Source organism: Paenibacillus sp. HWE-109, from assembly GCF_022163125.1.
Classification (GTDB): domain Bacteria; phylum Bacillota; class Bacilli; order Paenibacillales; family NBRC-103111; genus Paenibacillus_E.
In genome coordinates this window covers 4,651,391-4,668,501 of record NZ_CP091881.1, presented here as the reverse complement: position 1 = coordinate 4,668,501, position 17,111 = coordinate 4,651,391, and the positions used below count along the sequence as shown (strand labels likewise).

Genomic DNA, 17,111 nt, shown 5'->3' with positions numbered 1-17,111 from the left:
GGCAATATCGTGAAGTTGAGATCAAATCGCAGGCGGCTCACTATTCAAAATAAATTATTGTTCATTACCTTAACTATCCTGATCGTGCCGATGCTGACGATGGCTGCTATGAGTCTATGGGTGTCGTCGAGCGAGAGCGACATGCAAATGAGGTCGAATCTGCGCAATACGGTCAAGATGGGTTCCGAGATCATGGCGTCGTTCGAGGATTCGGCTGCAAGGGGCACGCTCAGCAAAGAGGCCGCGCAGGAGCAAGTGAAGCAGTTGCTTCTCGGTCCCAGGCAGGCGGACGGATTGAGGACGGTCAATGCGAATATTGATCTGGGGGAGCACGGCTACTTCTTTATCCTCAACGATAAAGGTGAATTGCTGGCGCACCCTTCGCTGGAGGGGCAGAATCTCTTTGATCAAAAGACGAGCGATGGCTTCTATCATATTCGAGATATGCTGAAGAAGGGCGGACAACCGGCCGGCGGCTTTACTGTCTACAAGTGGCCTCTTCCCGATAATTCCAAAGAGGCCATGAAAATCGCCTACTCGCTGAAGAACCCAGAGTGGGGGTGGACCCTTGTCGCGGGATCGTACATCCAAGATTACATGGCGGGGCAAACGTATATTGTTCAAGGCACACTGTATACGCTCATCAGCTGCCTGGCGGTTGGTGTCGTTGTCATTATTCTATTCGCCATGAGGCTCTCCAAGCCGATCGCGTTGCTGACCCGCCAAGCCAGGAAGATCGCTGAGGGCGACTTGTCGCCCAGCGATGGAGAAATCATTCGGAGCCAGGACGAGATCGGCGACTTGTTCCGCTCGTTCTCCATGATGAGGGACAGCCTACGAACGATGACCGGGGAGCTGATCACCCACGCCGCCGCTTTGTCATCGGCCTCGCGGGACCTATCGTTGACTTTTTTGGAGACGACGGGAGCAATGAACCGCATCTCCGCTTCCGTGCAGGAAGTCGCTGCGAGCAATGAGGTGCAAAAGAAAAGCCTGCGGGAAAGCACACTCGCCATGGAGGAATTGGCGGAGGAGGCGCAACGCATAGCCGCCTCCTCTTCGCTGGCTCATGAGGCCTCTCTGACCACTTTAGACCATGCGGAACAAGGCAACGAACTCATCATCCGGTCATCGGAGCAGATGTGGGCAATAACTTCCACCGTGGAGGACCTCTCATCGATAGTCGGCCGGCTCGGAGAGAGATCACGGCATATCGGGGAAATTGCAGAAGAGATGGCTGAGTTGTCCGCGCAGACGAACCTGCTCTCGCTGAATGCGTCTATCGAGGCGGCGAGGGCCGGGGAGCAGGGTAAGGGCTTCGCAGTCGTCGCCGGCGAGGTGAAGAAGCTGGCCGAACGCTCGCAACGATCCGCCATGCAGGTCGCGGAGCTAATCGGTGATACGCGAGGAGATATTGGCGCCGCCGTTTCGTCTATGGATAAGGGGGATCGCGAAGTAAGGGCCGGAGCCGAGCTCATCCAGTATTCCGGCGAAGCATTCAACCGGATCCTGTTAGCTACGCGCAGCGCTGCGTACCATGTGCGGCAGACCTCTTCGGCGTCCGAACAGATCTCCTCGAGCTCGCAGGAATTTACCGCGTCCTTGTTGGAGATTGACCATATGGCAAAGTGTTCCGACGATCTGGCGCAGGGAATTTCGGCGGCCACCACACATCAGTTCGCCGCCTTGGAGGAAATCTCGGCATCGGCCGACTCTATGAGCCGGATCTCCGAGGAGATGCTCCGGCTAGTTCAACGGTTTAAGCTGTGAAGACGAAGGGAGACTAGATCGGCTAACGATTATCGATTTTAGGAAGCGTAGGCTGTTGGACTAGGGGATGTATTGCCTGAATGGATTGAAAGCATTGATCGACATTTGAAAAATAATATTCACGTTACTAAAAAACAGATGAGATAACTCCTCATCTGCTTTTTTTTATAATATTCTTTTCAGAATTGTTTTCGCCTTTCTAATTCATTTAGTATCCCATTTTTACACTCAAATGCTAGAGCAAGATTACTACTTATTCTCGATCAATGTTGATCGATGAGCTGGTACCGTCCCAATTCACTTTTCTCCCCAACGTTTCGCCTACGAAACGAAGTGGCACGAATGTGTTATTGTTTTCAATCAAAGGTGATTCGTTCAACTCTTGTGCTAGTCCGTTGACGAAGGCTGTTTTTCCCCCAATCGTTAATTGGATGGATAAGCCCTCTTTTGTACCAGTGATGGTTTTCAAGTCGGGATCCCACGAAACCTTGAGACCAGCGTTTTCGAATAGTGATCTGAATGGTACAAGTACGGTACCATCATGATTAATCGGAGCAGCAGTTAGAGGCAGGCTAAGGTTATCTATATATACTTGAATTTGCTTCTTTCCAAAAGATACAAGTCCAATATCATCTAACGTTGATACAATATTTCCATTATTATCAAGAATGAGTTTATCGATTTTTGACCAGAAAGCGTTTCGAAGGAACACAAAAATTTCTTGCCCTTTGTTGTTGAGCGCGATAATATTACCGACACCCGTGTTGAAATACACGTTCCCTTCTTTGTCTGTTATGGGTTCTTCCACAGAACCTATCCCATTTTTCTCTGTCTCTCGCCGTTTGTATTCCCAGATCAGCTCGCCTTCACGGTTGATTTTCAGAAATCTTCCCCGCGCGTTAATGTAGAATCCACCCTGACCATCCATTGGAACACCTGAAGATTGAATATCGTTAATATCCATATTAATTGTATCCACAGTGCTACCATCACGAGTATTTAAGATATGCAATCCATCCTCAGTTAATAAATAAAGGTGATCGTTATGAGAGAAATGAGGTTGAAAACCAGAAAACTTATTTACATATTGTAGTGGTTGAGTGTGCCATCTTTCTACGCCAGATCGGTCAAGAGAAATCATTACACCTAGCGCAGAATCTAAGTAAAGGTTTCCTTTAGAATCCATGAATAGAGAGACTTTATGTGAGTTTCGTGAATAATCTCTTGGTTCAGAGGATGTAATGGTTTTGTTGATCCAGTTGACTTCACCTTTCGCATTAAGTGAGGTTAGTCCTTCATCGGTGAAAAAAACTAAATTGCCATGAACATCACCTGCGAACTGGCTATTAAAATCACTATAAATAGATTTAGATTGTAATTTCCATTTTATCTTACCTTCTGGAGATAGAGCATAGATTGTCGATAACCCTTTTTCAGAAAAACTGTCAGAGCTATGGGCATATAGTGTGCCATCCTGTCCAATAACTAAGTAAATTACGGAGATTTCAAAACCCATGTCCAAGTGAATACTCCATTTTTCTTTTCCATTTGGATATACAGCACGTACCATATCTTTGGAATCGGAAGTGTAAACCACTCCTTGTTGATCAAGTATAATATCTTGTATTAGCGTGTTATCGATTTTCCATTTTACTTCATAATTTAATGGGTTTAAAATTTTCGGTTGAGGACGTTTCGGTGGGGTCTCTGTAAAGGCCCAGTCTAACTCTAAGCCTTCTTCATCAGGTAAGTAAGTAGTTGAATCTGCAAATGCACAATAAGGACCTACAAGACTTAAAATGAGTACTGTACAAATCAGAATAATATACTTTTTCATTGCTAAGAGTGCTCCTTTGTTTTAGATGGATTGGTGATATGAATCAGAACTCTCTTCTTCGATATCAAATTACTTCGAGCAAGATGTATTCGACAATTTTTGTCATATTCCTATCTTTGGCCATTCTTATAAGTGTATTATTTTTCATTTCCCAACTTTCCCTAAAAAGGAATAAAGTGAGACAATTTGAATTGCTATATTATACTATTAAATTTTCATATTGGAGGTTCATTTTGTGAAAAAGCAATCCCTATTCATTATAGTATCTATTTTTATATGGATTTTTGCATTAATCCTTCCACTTACTGATCAAATAATGCTTTGTATAAATATGCATACACAGAATTATTTCTAAATATTTTTTCTAACGAATTCTGCAACAAACCCTCATTTTCGCCGCTGGCGAGTTTAGTTTCTAATTAATTCTGGAATTGCAAACTGGATTTTTTCGTTTGTTCGTTCTCCCACTTTTCTCTTTTTTTAGTGCTTCCCGTAAAAAAGGAGGCATTTTTTCTTTTTACGCGGGTTTCAAATCACGATTAGTGTCATTTGTATCATTGTTAGAATGGCCAAGTTCATGTGCTTGTTTTTGTAAATAAAGCGACCAATAATGAACAAGTAAAAACGATAATACAATCCCATAGCCAATGTTTTATACATCTGGTGATTCGTATCCAATAATTTGGTGGATAGTGAACGAAGAGATTCAAGTTCCTGTTCTTTCAAATTGTACTTGAACATCCCAACACCTAAGAGGATAATTGTAACAACAGCGAAAAAAATGATCATCATTCTTTATTCCCCTCCTTTTCTTATCAGTTATTTCCATTTGCGAGTTTCATTAGTCATTTTGAGGGAGGTAAATCGTTTGAAGGGATTATCTCGGACAACCAAAGATTTGATGGATAACATTTACAAAACGCCTTCATTATGGGGGACGTTTGCTAATAAAAACGAAGAAAAATTAAGGCTGATTAGATTGGTGGGACAATCGGCAGAGATTGCTGCCGTTCCATATTTAATCCCTCTATTGTTAGACTGTAATGCTGATTTGAGAAGCACAGCTGTGAATGCTATGGAGTCTTTATTGAGGAATTGTAGGCTAGAGGATTTGGTTTGGTTGGATGAACATATAAGAGGCTTCTCACCTTATTTACCGAGTTCTAGACTAGAAGCATGGTATAAAATAAAGATTAGTGATTTCAAGAAAGTGGACCGAGTGCTCGTTTACTTATGTAGTTTGCATCCTAACGGGTATATTCGGGAAAAAGCGGTTGAGGAGCTTTCACAAATAAGAGATGGTCAAGAGCTCCCTTACCTATTGATCAGATTAAATGATTGGGTTGAGACTGTAAGAACACAAGCACGAATGGCAGTTAATGAGCGTATTATTTCGGAGTATGCTTCCGAGTTTATAAATAATCTCCCGCTTGTGATTCGGCTTAGAACTCGTAACCGAGTTAGTCATCATCACATCGTTGAATCGGTGTTTGGACTACTTAACCTAGAAGAATCATTCCCAGCTGTAATGAATGGACTAGAATCAAGTACTTTTATAACAAAACGAATGTGTTATCAAATAGCCTTGGGATATCAAAACTCGCAGCAACTGCTCGTTCTTAATAAAGCTCTGAAACAATCTGAACCGATCATTAGATTAATGGCTTGCAGAGTCATTTGTGACAGTAAGTTATTATTTCCAAGTTATTTCAACCGCTTAATCAATGATCGATATGCGCCAATCAGGAGAATCACATTAACCACTTTAGCAGAAAAAAATCATATAGACGCAATTCCTGAACTACAGAATTCCCTTGTTGATCCTCATATTTCTGTTAGGGAAGTGTCAAGATTCTATCTTAATTCAGCAACAGAAATTGATTTTGCGAACCATTACTTGGATTATTTATGGGGCGAGAATACGAAGAGTCTAGCTACAGCATTAATTGCTTTGGGTGAAGTTGGAGGTCCTGAGCATGTTGAAATTCTAGCAGAGTATGCGAGTCATGTAGATATAAAAATAAAACGAGCAGGTCTTAGAGGATTATCTTTATTAAATTGCGAGCAGTTTCTTGAACTTTTCTATATCGCTCTACAAAGTGATAACAATGGTTTAACAGTTGAAGGATATCGAGGATTACGTAAGAAAGCACACCTTATTGATTCCAACCGTTTGTTAAATATTCTTCTTAAATCGCCAGAAATTCATGTCGCCAAATATGTCGTACGATTGTTCGCGATTATAAATAAATGGGATCAGTTACGCTGTTTATTAAGCGCTCTTCAGATGATGAATGAGGATAATATTCGAGTCGAAATTATAGCTCAACTAAGAAAGTGGATCTCCTCCTTTAATCGTAGTGTTCAAGCCAAACCGAAAACTTTTAAAATTGAGGAAGTGGATAAGATGTTAGATCGACTTCAACAAGATTTGGGTGAAAAAGAAGTCAAAAAATTAAAATTCTTGATACGTTGAGTTTCCCTAGAATTAGCGTAGAAAGGTAGAGATTTCCTATGGGGCAACGAGCTAACTTAGTTATTGTAAAGCAAGATGGTTACGATCTTTATTACAATCATTGGTGTGCAAATACGCTACCTAGTGATCTATTTTGGGGTCCAGAACATGCAATTTCATTTATCCAAGCTCAAAAGAAAGTTGATCAGACAGATTGGTTAGATGATATATGGGCCGAAGGTGGAGCTGTCATTGATGAAGCTAAAAAATTACTCTTATTTTACGGCGGCGAAGATGTGCAATCTAATATCCCATATAGAAGGCTATTCCTAGAGTTAATGCAGAGGGTTTGGGGAGATTGGGAAATCCACTGGGCACATGAAGGTATTGTTGATCTTGCAGAATACGTTGGCGTCTCGAGAGATAAGGTTCTTTCTGGTAAAGATGATGATTTAGCTAATGTAAATTTAAGACCTCCAGGTGCAATGGATTGGATTGATACTATTGCTAGCATAAAATTTGAAGATGAAGAAACACTAATTTTCCCTCTAGATGGGGGTATCGAAGGATATTTGCTTCATGGACCGGAGCTCTTGCAAAACTGTAATAAATCTTTTGGTTATAAACAATTTCATATGGAAGAATGGGCATCAGACTTCCCATCTTCCGGATTTCATTTAGACATAAAAAATAAGCAGATCGAAATATGGTATGCAGAAGTTTTTTCAAATATCGTTCAACGACTTCAAGAGAAATGGCAGGATTGGAAGGTAATCGACCACTTAGATCGATATGAAGCACAAATTGAAATTTTAAGAGGTAGACTGCAGTTTCAAACTGAAGATAGTAGTAAAAGATTGTTGGAAATTAAAGCATCGCTTCTACGGTCACCTACAAATCCGCTGGGAACCATTTCTACCTTAGTTACAAGATTACAAAAAGATGGTAAAGAAGTAAAAGTCAGCCCCTATGCCTATATGCATGAAAATTACGGCATGCCAAAAACTATCCGTGAAGACATCATTCGATACGCTTTTTCTATGTTCGAGAACAATGAAAAATGAAGTGAAATATGTAATACTAAAAGTCGTTTGGCATGAATGCATAATTATGCATACGTGGTTAAAAAGTAAAAATATTTTTCTAACGAATTCTGCAACAAACAATCATCAGCGCCGCGGGTTTGCGGGCTCCGTTTTCTAATTAATTATGGAATATCACCCTTTTTAATAAAGCGTGTATACTTTCTAAATGTCCCTTGAAATGTTCCACCCCTATTATGATAACCATTGAAAATGTATTCTGCCCTTCTGAAAAACTATTTAGAAATGAAAAAAGCTCAACTCTGATGGGTGAGCAATACATATTACTTAATACCGTTTATGATGAGCAAAACTAAGGCGGGAATCAGTGCTATTAACCCTATTTTTTCTTTCATCTTCATTAGTTTAGAGAAAAAAATAAAACGAATGAAAACAATTAATAAAAGTATCATTGCAATAATAGATGAAATGAGCAAATTATCCCCTCCTGCAATTAAAACAGCAGTTATCGGATTCAGATAACTTAAGTGTTTACACCAGTTGACCAACCATTAAGAATGTTATATGCATTTGCCATAACAGCTTTACCATCATTAGATGCAATAGAAGCTGTATTGATATTGCTTCGAGCACTATAAACTGCACCTGCATACATTTTGAAATCAGATAATTTACTAAATGTATAAGGTTAAACTGGTTTCACAAATCTTTCAAGTTTTGCGCCTGAATCACTGTCTAGGAAAGAAAGCTGAACACCGTTAATGAACAAATCTCCATTTTTCTTTTTTTTAATAGTTGTGGTTCTAATAACTAGAATGACTTTAACCCAAGGGAACAATTCGCGTGAAATGAGAATTGGTTTTTTCTTAATGAATTTACCGTAAGCCGCTGCGCCATCACTGGGAAGTCGTGTTCGCCAAAGCCAAGGATCAGTTTCAGTCCCCGTTAGCCATTGATCGCCAAAAGTAATTTCGTAAAGTGAGGGATGATTTGGAATAAGTGGTGCCAGTGGCAAGATGCCCACCTCATTAATAAGCTGAGCAGCCTCTTTATATATGGAGATTTTTATTTGGATCATTGGTATTTCCTCCTAATCGTAGCTTCCTATAGCGTATTACGACGAAGATATAAGGTTTTTATAACACCAATTACATTACACGAAATTTATCATAATAAATAGTAGAGATATTGAACGAATCTAACACCTCTCTTTTTAAGTTTGATAAACAGGCGAATGCGAGCCATTTCAAGATGTGATGCATAAATGGAATGATCAACTCAGGTAAGCGTCAATTTAGAATGGGGAGGCATAATTCCCGATTATGATAACAATCTCATCTTATTAATTGGGTAACCACCGTGTTGGCTGATGAGGAAAAGACATACCATATCTAAGTTAGATATTAGAAATGGTGGTGGGCTTATGGGTCATACAGTAGGTGTTCTGTTGGATCGGAAGATTTTTATGGGGATTTCTAAGGGCAAAACAGGAAATGAGAAGCTTTCCTTATATAATCAGGTAGCTAAGCAGCATAACCTAACGCCTTTTTATACTTCGCTTCATCAGATTGGCATTACTACAGCTCAAGGTTATATTTATACGAAAAATAAGTATAAATTTGTACGACGACCGATTCCAAAGGTTACACACAACAGAGCCATGACCTTGTCACCATTTCTTAAACGTAAGCTCAAACAATTGTCGAAAAACAGCTTTATTTTCAATAGGCAAAATCGATATGACAAATACTACATCTATAAACTTTTACATCAGAACATACATTTGCGAGACTACTTACCCGTTTCACTGAAGTACTCAGAAAAGGTATTAAAGTCGGCTATGGCGGCTTATCAATCTTTATTCATAAAGCCTACAAACGATAGTATTGGAAATGGAATCATGAAGCTGACTAAGCAGTTGAGCGGAAAATGGTTGTTGTTTTGGAAAAAGGGAAAGCAAACGCTGTTATCGGCGAAGAGAGCTGTTTCCGTTATCCAGAAGGTTGTTGGAAAGAGAACTTACATGATTCAAGAAACAATTGCATTAGCAACATACAAAGGCAGACCCTATGATTTGCGTGTCTCTGTCCAACGCGGTACATCAGGAAGATGGCAAGTAACAGGCGTGGTGGGGAAAGTCGCTAGTGCTGGAAGACATGTAACTAACGTGGCTAAAGGTGGGAAGGTAAGACGAACAGAAGTACTGTTTAAAAACAATAGATTCAACTTTGAAACGATGATGAATGACATACGTCGTGCATCTATTAGTATCATGAATGATTTGAGTGGAAAATTGCCTCATTTGGCCGATGTGGGGTTAGATATCGGGATTGATCATCGCGGTCATATTAAATTAATTGAAGTAAATGGGCGAGACCAACGCTATTCCTTTAAGAAAGCAAAGATGAGCGCTACATTCTACCGAACATATGAAACGCCTCTACAGTATGCCAAATATTTATTACAGCAAGCTCAATCCTCCAAATCCTAAAACGGGTTGGAGGTTTTCAATTTTGGGATGGTAACGATGACTTCTGTTCCTTTATGGCGTTCGCTGACGATTTGAATTGTTCCATGATGTAAACTGACAATACTTTTAGCTATTGCTAAGCCTAGGCCTGACCCGCCGGTTTGTCTGCTTCGGGATCGATCTACGCGATAGAATCGTTCGAAGACGAAGGGCAATTCTTCTGTGGGAATGCCTAAGCCATCATCAACAATGCGTATACAATGATTTGAATCTGTTTTAGAAAGGTATATATGGGTTTGATGTTTCATGTATTTCATCGCATTATCCAAAATAATGAAGATGACTTGTTTTATTTGCAATTGATCTGCTTCTATCATCATGCTTCTCTCGGAGGGGACGAGTATGAATTCTTTGTTTGAGAGTGGCTGAAGAAGTTGAATGCTTTCTTCACAAAGTGTTACTAGATCAAAAACACACAAAGTAAGCCTTTCTGCATGTTCCATTTCAGCCAATTCAAGCAATTGATAAGTTATGTGTTTCATTCGTTTGCTCTCGTTATGAACAGCTTTTAGAGCTTCCATATGAAGGTCCATATTTTCAAAGCCCCATCTACGAATGAGTGATGTATAGCCTTCAATAATTGTGAGTGAAGTCTTGAACTCATGTGAGGCATCAGAGATAAACTGCCGCTGTTTCTTCATACTTATCTCAATGCGTTCCATCAAATGATTAAATGTTTCAGATAATTGATAGAGCTCATCCTTTGACTTTTGATTCAAAGGCAGTTTTTTTATCGCAATACTCGTTTCAATCTCTTTCATCGTCTGAATCATACGAGATAGCGGTAAAAATAATAGTTTGGACAATAAGAAACTTGCAGATAGAGAGATGAGCATAGCAGCAAGTGTTACGATCACTATAATGCCAATCAAACGATATAAGCTTTGATCAAGCTCTATGGGTTCCTTAATGATTTCTAACGTTCCGATAATTTGTATTCCTTGACGAATGGGTGTTCGAACGATCATAACGGTCTGATCATTAAATTTTTGTGCGTATGACTCTTGTACATCCATGTGTTTCGGCGGAATAACGGCTAATTCGGAATTGTTAGTTGCTTGGTTGATCACCTTTGAAGAAAGATCAAGTGAGCGAATTATGGAGTGATCGGGTAGATACCTTCTTAAAATTCGGTTGCTATCCTCTTGAAGTAATTCCAAAGGACTTATATGCGTGAGTATTTGGTTAGCTGTAAATTGAAGGGTTTCCATCTCTTCCTCTTTTTCAAACTGTGCATAAAGATAATAAATAATGAAGGTAAGCGGCAATAGAACACAAATTAACCAAAAGAAGGACAGCAAAGAAGCTTTTGTCTTAATTTTCATTTCATTTAGACCTCCAAGAGGTACCCAACACCACGGATTGTTCGAATATTCGGATAAGGCGCAAGCAGCTTTTTGCGGACATACCGGATATATACATCCACCAGATTTGAATTGCCTATAAAATCGTAACCCCACACATCGGTCATAATTTTTTCTCGACTAAGGATCTCATTCTGATGTTCGATCAAATAGACCAGAAGTTCAAATTCTTTTGGTGTAAAATCGATCTTTATACCATCCTGGAACACTTCTCTGGATCGAAGATTCACGTTTGTTCCTTTCAATGTATAGAGTAGGGAGTTATGCTTATTAAGCTCGTCATCGGCCTCTTGGAGTTGGCTTTGGCGGCGAATGCAAGCGCGAATCCGAGCAAGCAGTTCTTCCAAGTGAAATGGTTTCGTTACATAATCTTGGCCCCCGAAATCAAGTCCATTCACAATATCCGAGGGGGTGCCGCAGGCAGTTACTATAATAATAGGAGTTGCTGAATTCTGCTTGCGGAAGGATTTGATCAGTTCAAAGCCGTTATATACAGGAAGCAAAATATCGAGCAGAATGAGATCCCAGTTATCATTCAATGCTTTTCTTAACCCGTCTGAGCCATCTAGAGCCAACTCTACAATATACCCAGCATGTGTGAGTTCTAATTGCAGCAGCCTTGCTATTTTCTCTTCATCTTCGATGACAAGTATTCTATATGACATTAACACCACTCTTTTCAAGGTGTTTGAAATCAATCGCCCTACATCTTATGTACCAAGAAAGCAGGATGTTCTGCCATAGGCAGAAGACCTCCTTCAGTTGGAGAACGGAAGGAGGTCTTCTGAGCTTGGCTATTTAGTTAAAAACATAATGGAAGAAGACTTAGTGAATCACACGACGGGCTGTTTTGTAATTCTTGCTCCACCAGCCAGAGTTCATATCTGAAATCGTCACACCCGGGCTGCCATAAGTGTGCAAAATCTTTCATTCCCCATGTAGATACCAACGTGATGAATTGGTGAGTAGAAAAAGACAAGATCCCCCGGTTGAAGCTGATTTCTAGCAACAAAAGTTCCGACTTGTGACTGCTGCTTTGACGAACGGGGAAGATTGATACCATACTTACCATATACATATTGTGTAAAAGACGAACAATCAAAGGAGCTTGTGCTGCCTTTTTGAGCACCGAATTTATACCTCACACCTAGATATTGTTTACCAGTTGTAATGATACTATTTGCTTTCCCAGATATTGCATATCTAGAATGCCCTATAGATTACCAAACATGGGGGAATACTAGTTCCAATAAGGCTTTAAGGGTATTAATTAGAAGTTCATGAGAATCGGATGAGGGGAAATACCTTGACAATCCATACACAAAATAACTATTTGTTGCTAAAAATTCTCTCATGTTCTTCTCACTTTCCTGTGATACTATCAAATACGAGGCAGGTGAAGAAAAATGAATCATCATTCAATGATCATGTTAATCACCCATTACGGTTATGCAGGTATTTTTATAGCACTCTTCATTGGAATTATAGGGATCCCGTTACCGATCGAGATTATCCTGCTAGGTGCAGGCTATATAGCCGTTAAGACTAATTTACATTTTGGCGGCATCATCGGCTTCGCCTGGCTAGGAGCAAGTGCTGGCATGACAGTTAATTACTTCCTAGGACAAAGTATAGGTTTGAAGCGGATTAGCAAAGTAACCAAGTGGATTAAGCTTACTGAAAGCAGATTAGAAAGTTGGGCAGTGCATTTTAAAAAGCATGGAGCCATCTTACTATTAGTAGGCTTTTATGTAGCTGGTCTTAGGCATGCTGCTCCGTTCATTGCAGGGGCTACGAAAATGCGGTTCACTAAATTTATGATCATCTCGTATGGTGGTGCAATGGCATGGATTCTAGTTATTGTTCTTCTAGGTCAAAAGCTTGGTAAAGTATGGGACCACATAATTATGCATGTCCATCATCCAATATGGTTTATTTTCGCGGCTTGTGTATTCGGTCTGGGTTTGTTAGGAGTTAAAATGATGGTACGTCAGCGAAGATTTTCATCCTAAAGCAAAAACACCTCCAATCCTCTGGATCAGTGGATTGGAGGTGTTTTTTGCTGAAGATTTTCTGGGAAGATTCTATAGCCTGTTGGTCGAATTAGAAAATGAATTAAGTAAGGACATCAAAGCTTCCAGTGATGCTTTACTAGCAGTAGCATCTGGGTGTACAGCACGTACTTGGCGCAATACATTATCTATGGCATTGTCAACCGTACTCCACTTCGTTTTGTTTATTGACTTAAGCCGAGCAGCAGCTTTGTCCCAAGCTGTTTCCAAATCACTCACGCGTGTCTTTGCGGCTGAAGGATTCCCTGCTTGAACAAGACTTAATGTATCTTCAGTGATTTTCATGAAATTTGAAATATCATCTTGTGGAAAAGCTTGAGTGACGGAGTTAGACGAAGATCCCGTCGGTAAGGCATCTTGGAGACTACTATGTCGCATATTATAGCCTGTTCCTGCCGCGAGCACGAGTACAGCTACAACCACAATAACTTGCCATCTAACGCCGGAACGTTTGGGTTCAGTAGCTGACTTTGCAGATGTTGGTATCAAATCTCGTTTGGTGACAGAGAGGAAAATAACCAATAGCAGAATCGCTATAATGAATATTACGCTTGTTACCGTTGCACCTAAGCCTAACCCACCATTATCTTGCGTTTGTGAAAGGAAATCCCCTATGGAAGCCCCCAATGGACGCGTCATGATATAAGCAATCCAGAAGGCAAGTACAGCATCAAGCCCCAATCGCCACGCGGCAGTCATGATGGCTATAACCGCACATACGATGGCACCTGTTACGACATAACCAAGTCCTAAGCTTTCTGCCATTAAGTCTCCAGCTGCCGTTCCTAGTGCAAATGTGAACAGGATGGTTAACCAATAAAAGGCTTCTCTTCGCTTCGTAAATATAGAGTGGATAGAGAGTGTTTTCTCACTGACATACCATAAAATAAATGTTGCTACCAAGCCTGCACTGAAAACGATCGTGCTCACCTCAAGGGGAATTCCCAAGTTGTCAGTCAGATTATCCGTAACAAGCGTACCAAAGATGCTGATCAAGAATACTGTCAACCAATAGATGCTCGGTATATATTGCTTAGACTTAAACTGAACATAGATGGCTACAAGCAAAAAGATTCCCGTTACAATGGAGGTACCCGTCAATCCAAAATTGAGATTTACGTTGAGGAAATCAGCAGCAGTTTCCCCGACTGTGGTGCATAAGATTTTTATGATCCAGAAATAAATGGTGACCTCTGGGACTTTACTTAACATACGTTTCATTTCATTCGATTGAATCGATTTCATTTTGTATCCCCCTTGTTCATTGATTATTAAACTACTTGACTTGGTTATTGTACTTGCATCAAATGAGAAGAAGATGAGAAATGGGGTTCACTATCCATGGAAGCCTTAACAACGCAGACAAGCCAGGACAGAGAATTCTCAGTCCTGGCTTTACAGTCAATTTTATTTTTTAGATCGCAGTACTTTTTCAACCGCAATCTTCATTAATTTTCCCGCTCGATCCCAAGATAATTGAAACATATCTCTTCTGCCTTGGAGTCCTTTTGCTTTGCAAAGTCCGGGATTCTCATAAGCTTTCCTCATGATCTTCTTCAAGCTGTGCAGATCCGGTTCCGCCCATAGTTGTCCTTTTTGCGCAAAAAGATGGCTGAACTTTCTTGAGATGGCATGCAGACTGTTCATGCTGACAGATGGGCACTTCAACTTAAAAGGAATTAAGAACGAGTTATTAGGAGTAAGGAAATCCATTTGTCCACCCCAACCTGTTGCGATGACCGGCACACCACTCGCCAATGCTTCTAGAAAAGGTAGTCCGACGCCCTCGCCACGAGTGGGGAGGACGAAGGCATTACCGAGCGTATACAAACCCTTCAGCTGGCTTTCACTGAGCCGCCTGCCGATGATGACAACAGGGGCTGTGTCTTTGCGGATACCCAGCCTTTTTTTATATATCGATACCTGATGCTTAATCCATTGCTCATTCTCATAAGCTGCATATCCGTTCGTTTTGATTACAAGAATAACGTTATCTTTTGATGAAAATTCTTCCCAGTATGCCCTAAGCAAGCCTTCTGGATTTTTACGATGCTGGAAGCCAAAGATAGACACGAATGTAAATTTTCCCGCCGCACGACTCAAAGCCAGCTTCTTATTGTTCGGATGAAACTCCCTGGTGTTAACACCATGAGGTACATTGAAAATCGGTATCTTTACACCGCTATTCTTTAATGCCCTTTCATTATGTCGTGAAGGTACAAAAACCGCATCAAATTTGTTCATATGGGGGCGCCACTTCATGGGGATCCGGCTTGTTTCCCAAACGGTATTCAAAATAATTCGATCATACAAGACTCGCTCTTTCTTCCATTGAATTTGACTAGGAATATGATGATAAATAAGTGCTTTTCGTCTTTTTAACGTTATGCCATGTCTTAAAGCAGCACCAACTCTAACAGTAACATTCTGGCGCCTTAGTGAATGTACATACGTTCTACTTGCACGGCCAAGACCGCTTCTTTTGTGTACAGGTCCTTTCCAGACAACATAATAGGGCCTCATATAGACATCACGGTATACATAACATGGGCAAGTGTAACTAGGTCCTTTTCAATTACTGGCATTAACACATCAACTCGGGTTGTCATTCGCTCATCTCCATTTAATCAAATGTATTTATTATGATATGTCGAGAAAAAGAAATGGAATGGAGAAATTAGTATTAAATTGTACTCATAATTTAAGTGGTTTGGAAGAAGGGGAATTGACATGTTCAGGCGGAAAAACGGAAGAGTGGAACCGGGTCTTACAGAAAAAGGAGATATACGCCAAATATCCTCGGGCTATTGTTATAATTTAGCGTTACTTACGGATGGAACGGTTTGGGCTTGGGGTGATAATACATATGGTCAGTTTGAAAAAGTGCTCCTAGATCAAGTTCCAATTATTAAGAATGAATTAACACTTGTTCCATTGCGTTTTATCACTGAATCCTTCGGTGGACAAGTTATATGGGATGAGAATAACAAACTTATTGATTTGAAGATACATTGATTAGTGGCAAAGGTTATAATTGGCTACTTATTGAACCATCGGGTACGATAGTTAACTAAATCTAAAGGAGCCCTGTATGAAGACAATTATCTATATGGTTAGGCATGGAGAATCACCATACAATGAAGGAAATGAAAGAACAAGAGGGCTTACCCCAAAAGGAAAGATCGATATTGAAAAAGCAACGAAGCTACTTATAGGTGAAGGAATTGACATGATTATATCAAGTCCTTATACTCGAGCAATTCTTAGTGTTGAGGGATTGGCCGAGCACTTAAAGTTAGATATTAATGTATTTGAAGATCTTAGAGAACGTCATTTTGCAACTAATATTATTGGAAATGCAGAGTTAATGTCTAGTATCAGTGAGAGTTTTAATGACCTTAATCATACCTTGCCGGGTGGAGAGTCTAATGCTGATTGTCAGAAAAGAGCAATCACAGTTCTAAAACCCATATTAAAAGAGCACAGAGGGAAGAAAATAGCAATCGGGACTCATGGTCTTGTAATGACTTTGATGATGAATCATTTTGATCCAGCTTTTGGCTTGGATTTTTTGAACCAATTAAAGAAACCAGATATCTATAAAATGCAATTCGAGGAATTAGAATTAGAAGAAGTAACAAGAATGTGGAATGATTAGATTTTATAAGGTTTATTTAAGAGGACTGTGACATCATTAGGGATAGTAATACTATTTCTCTTTTTTCCTTCTCCTACAGCAAATATTGAAGTAAGAAAACACATTTTACTTACTGGGCATCCAATACTCGCTGTTACAACTGAATTGAAAAATCAAGGAAAAAGGGGATCCGAAGGAAACTTGTTCTATGCTAGTGATCTAAGTTCCAGTTATATTTATGTTAAAAAAACAAGATTAGGATGGATTGCCGATAAATCAGGGTCAGGTCCTTAATTAAACTGACGGATAACGAGAGTTAAGTGAATGTAACATAATTGAAATCTTACATTCATGTGATATTAATGAATTAAGCCTATAATAAAACTCGACCCCCTTTTAAATA

13 protein-coding genes and 2 pseudogenes are annotated in these 17,111 nt (G+C 40.0%); 7 read left to right on the top strand and 8 right to left on the bottom strand.

The window, feature by feature from the left end; genetic code table 11:
* Nucleotides 1–9 precede the first annotated feature (9 nt).
* Complete coding sequence (locus LOZ80_RS19945) at nt 10–1,770, top strand: methyl-accepting chemotaxis protein (protein ID WP_238166359.1); 1,761 nt, start codon at nt 10–12, stop codon at nt 1,768–1,770.
* A gap of 253 nt (nt 1,771–2,023) precedes the next feature.
* Here the strand turns inward: LOZ80_RS19945 and LOZ80_RS19940 are convergent, their stop codons facing one another.
* Both LOZ80_RS19940 and LOZ80_RS19935 read right to left on the bottom strand, forming a co-directional pair.
* Nucleotides 2,024–3,607, bottom strand: coding sequence for a stalk domain-containing protein (locus tag LOZ80_RS19940; protein WP_238166358.1), 1,584 nt, complete (start codon nt 3,605–3,607; stop codon nt 2,024–2,026).
* A 528-nt stretch (nt 3,608–4,135) separates the two neighbouring features.
* On the bottom strand, nt 4,136–4,399 hold the full coding sequence (locus LOZ80_RS19935) for a hypothetical protein (protein WP_238166357.1): 264 nt from the start codon (nt 4,397–4,399) through the stop codon (nt 4,136–4,138).
* A gap of 76 nt (nt 4,400–4,475) precedes the next feature.
* Between LOZ80_RS19935 and LOZ80_RS19930 the strand changes: the two genes are divergently transcribed.
* Entirely contained in the window at nt 4,476–6,083 is a 1,608-nt protein-coding gene (locus LOZ80_RS19930) for a hypothetical protein (protein WP_238166356.1), read from the top strand.
* A gap of 38 nt (nt 6,084–6,121) precedes the next feature.
* On the top strand, nt 6,122–7,126 hold the full coding sequence (locus LOZ80_RS19925; protein ID WP_238166355.1) for a hypothetical protein: 1,005 nt from the start codon (nt 6,122–6,124) through the stop codon (nt 7,124–7,126).
* Between the two features lie 667 nt (nt 7,127–7,793).
* Here the strand turns inward: LOZ80_RS19925 and LOZ80_RS19920 are convergent.
* Nucleotides 7,794–8,183, bottom strand: coding sequence for an AlkZ-related protein (locus tag LOZ80_RS19920; protein WP_238166354.1), 390 nt, complete (start codon nt 8,181–8,183; stop codon nt 7,794–7,796).
* A gap of 345 nt (nt 8,184–8,528) precedes the next feature.
* Between LOZ80_RS19920 and LOZ80_RS19915 the strand changes: the two genes are divergently transcribed.
* On the top strand, nt 8,529–9,596 hold the full coding sequence (locus tag LOZ80_RS19915) for a YheC/YheD family protein (protein ID WP_238166353.1): 1,068 nt from the start codon (nt 8,529–8,531) through the stop codon (nt 9,594–9,596).
* On the opposite strand, the gene LOZ80_RS19910 is transcribed toward LOZ80_RS19915, so the two are convergent.
* The 3 genes and pseudogenes from LOZ80_RS19910 to LOZ80_RS19900 form a co-directional block, all read right to left on the bottom strand.
* Nucleotides 9,593–10,960: a HAMP domain-containing sensor histidine kinase gene (locus tag LOZ80_RS19910; RefSeq protein WP_238166352.1), complete on the bottom strand. Its 1,368-nt coding sequence runs from the start codon at nt 10,958–10,960 to the stop codon at nt 9,593–9,595. The two genes, LOZ80_RS19915 and LOZ80_RS19910, sit on opposite strands and share 4 nt — an antisense overlap.
* A 5-nt stretch (nt 10,961–10,965) precedes the next feature.
* The gene (locus LOZ80_RS19905; RefSeq protein WP_238166351.1) at nt 10,966–11,664 is read right to left on the bottom strand and encodes a response regulator transcription factor; all 699 of its coding nucleotides are present in this window, start codon (nt 11,662–11,664) and stop codon (nt 10,966–10,968) included.
* Between the two features lie 160 nt (nt 11,665–11,824).
* A pseudogene (locus tag LOZ80_RS19900) lies at nt 11,825–12,198 on the bottom strand (C40 family peptidase); the annotation flags it as partial.
* 207 nt (nt 12,199–12,405) lie between these two features.
* Here LOZ80_RS19900 and LOZ80_RS19895 point away from each other — a divergent pair.
* Entirely contained in the window at nt 12,406–13,011 is a 606-nt protein-coding gene (locus LOZ80_RS19895; RefSeq protein ID WP_238166350.1) for a DedA family protein, read from the top strand.
* Between the two features lie 537 nt (nt 13,012–13,548).
* Here the strand turns inward: LOZ80_RS19895 and LOZ80_RS39320 are convergent.
* Both LOZ80_RS39320 and LOZ80_RS19885 read right to left on the bottom strand, forming a co-directional pair.
* A pseudogene (locus LOZ80_RS39320) lies at nt 13,549–14,316 on the bottom strand (COG4705 family protein); the annotation flags it as partial.
* Nucleotides 14,317–14,478: 162 nt separating this feature from the next.
* A complete protein-coding gene (locus tag LOZ80_RS19885) occupies nt 14,479–15,315 on the bottom strand; it encodes a glycosyltransferase (protein WP_238166348.1) in 837 nt (278 codons plus the stop codon).
* Nucleotides 15,316–15,801: 486 nt separating this feature from the next.
* Here LOZ80_RS19885 and LOZ80_RS19880 point away from each other — a divergent pair, with 486 nt between their 5' ends.
* Both LOZ80_RS19880 and LOZ80_RS19875 read left to right on the top strand, forming a co-directional pair.
* Nucleotides 15,802–16,086 (top strand): stalk domain-containing protein, encoded by a 285-nt coding sequence (locus tag LOZ80_RS19880; RefSeq protein WP_238166347.1) that lies wholly within the window; start codon nt 15,802–15,804, stop codon nt 16,084–16,086.
* 76 nt (nt 16,087–16,162) lie between these two features.
* Entirely contained in the window at nt 16,163–16,729 is a 567-nt protein-coding gene (locus tag LOZ80_RS19875; RefSeq protein ID WP_238166346.1) for a histidine phosphatase family protein, read from the top strand.
* Nucleotides 16,730–17,111 lie beyond the last annotated feature (382 nt).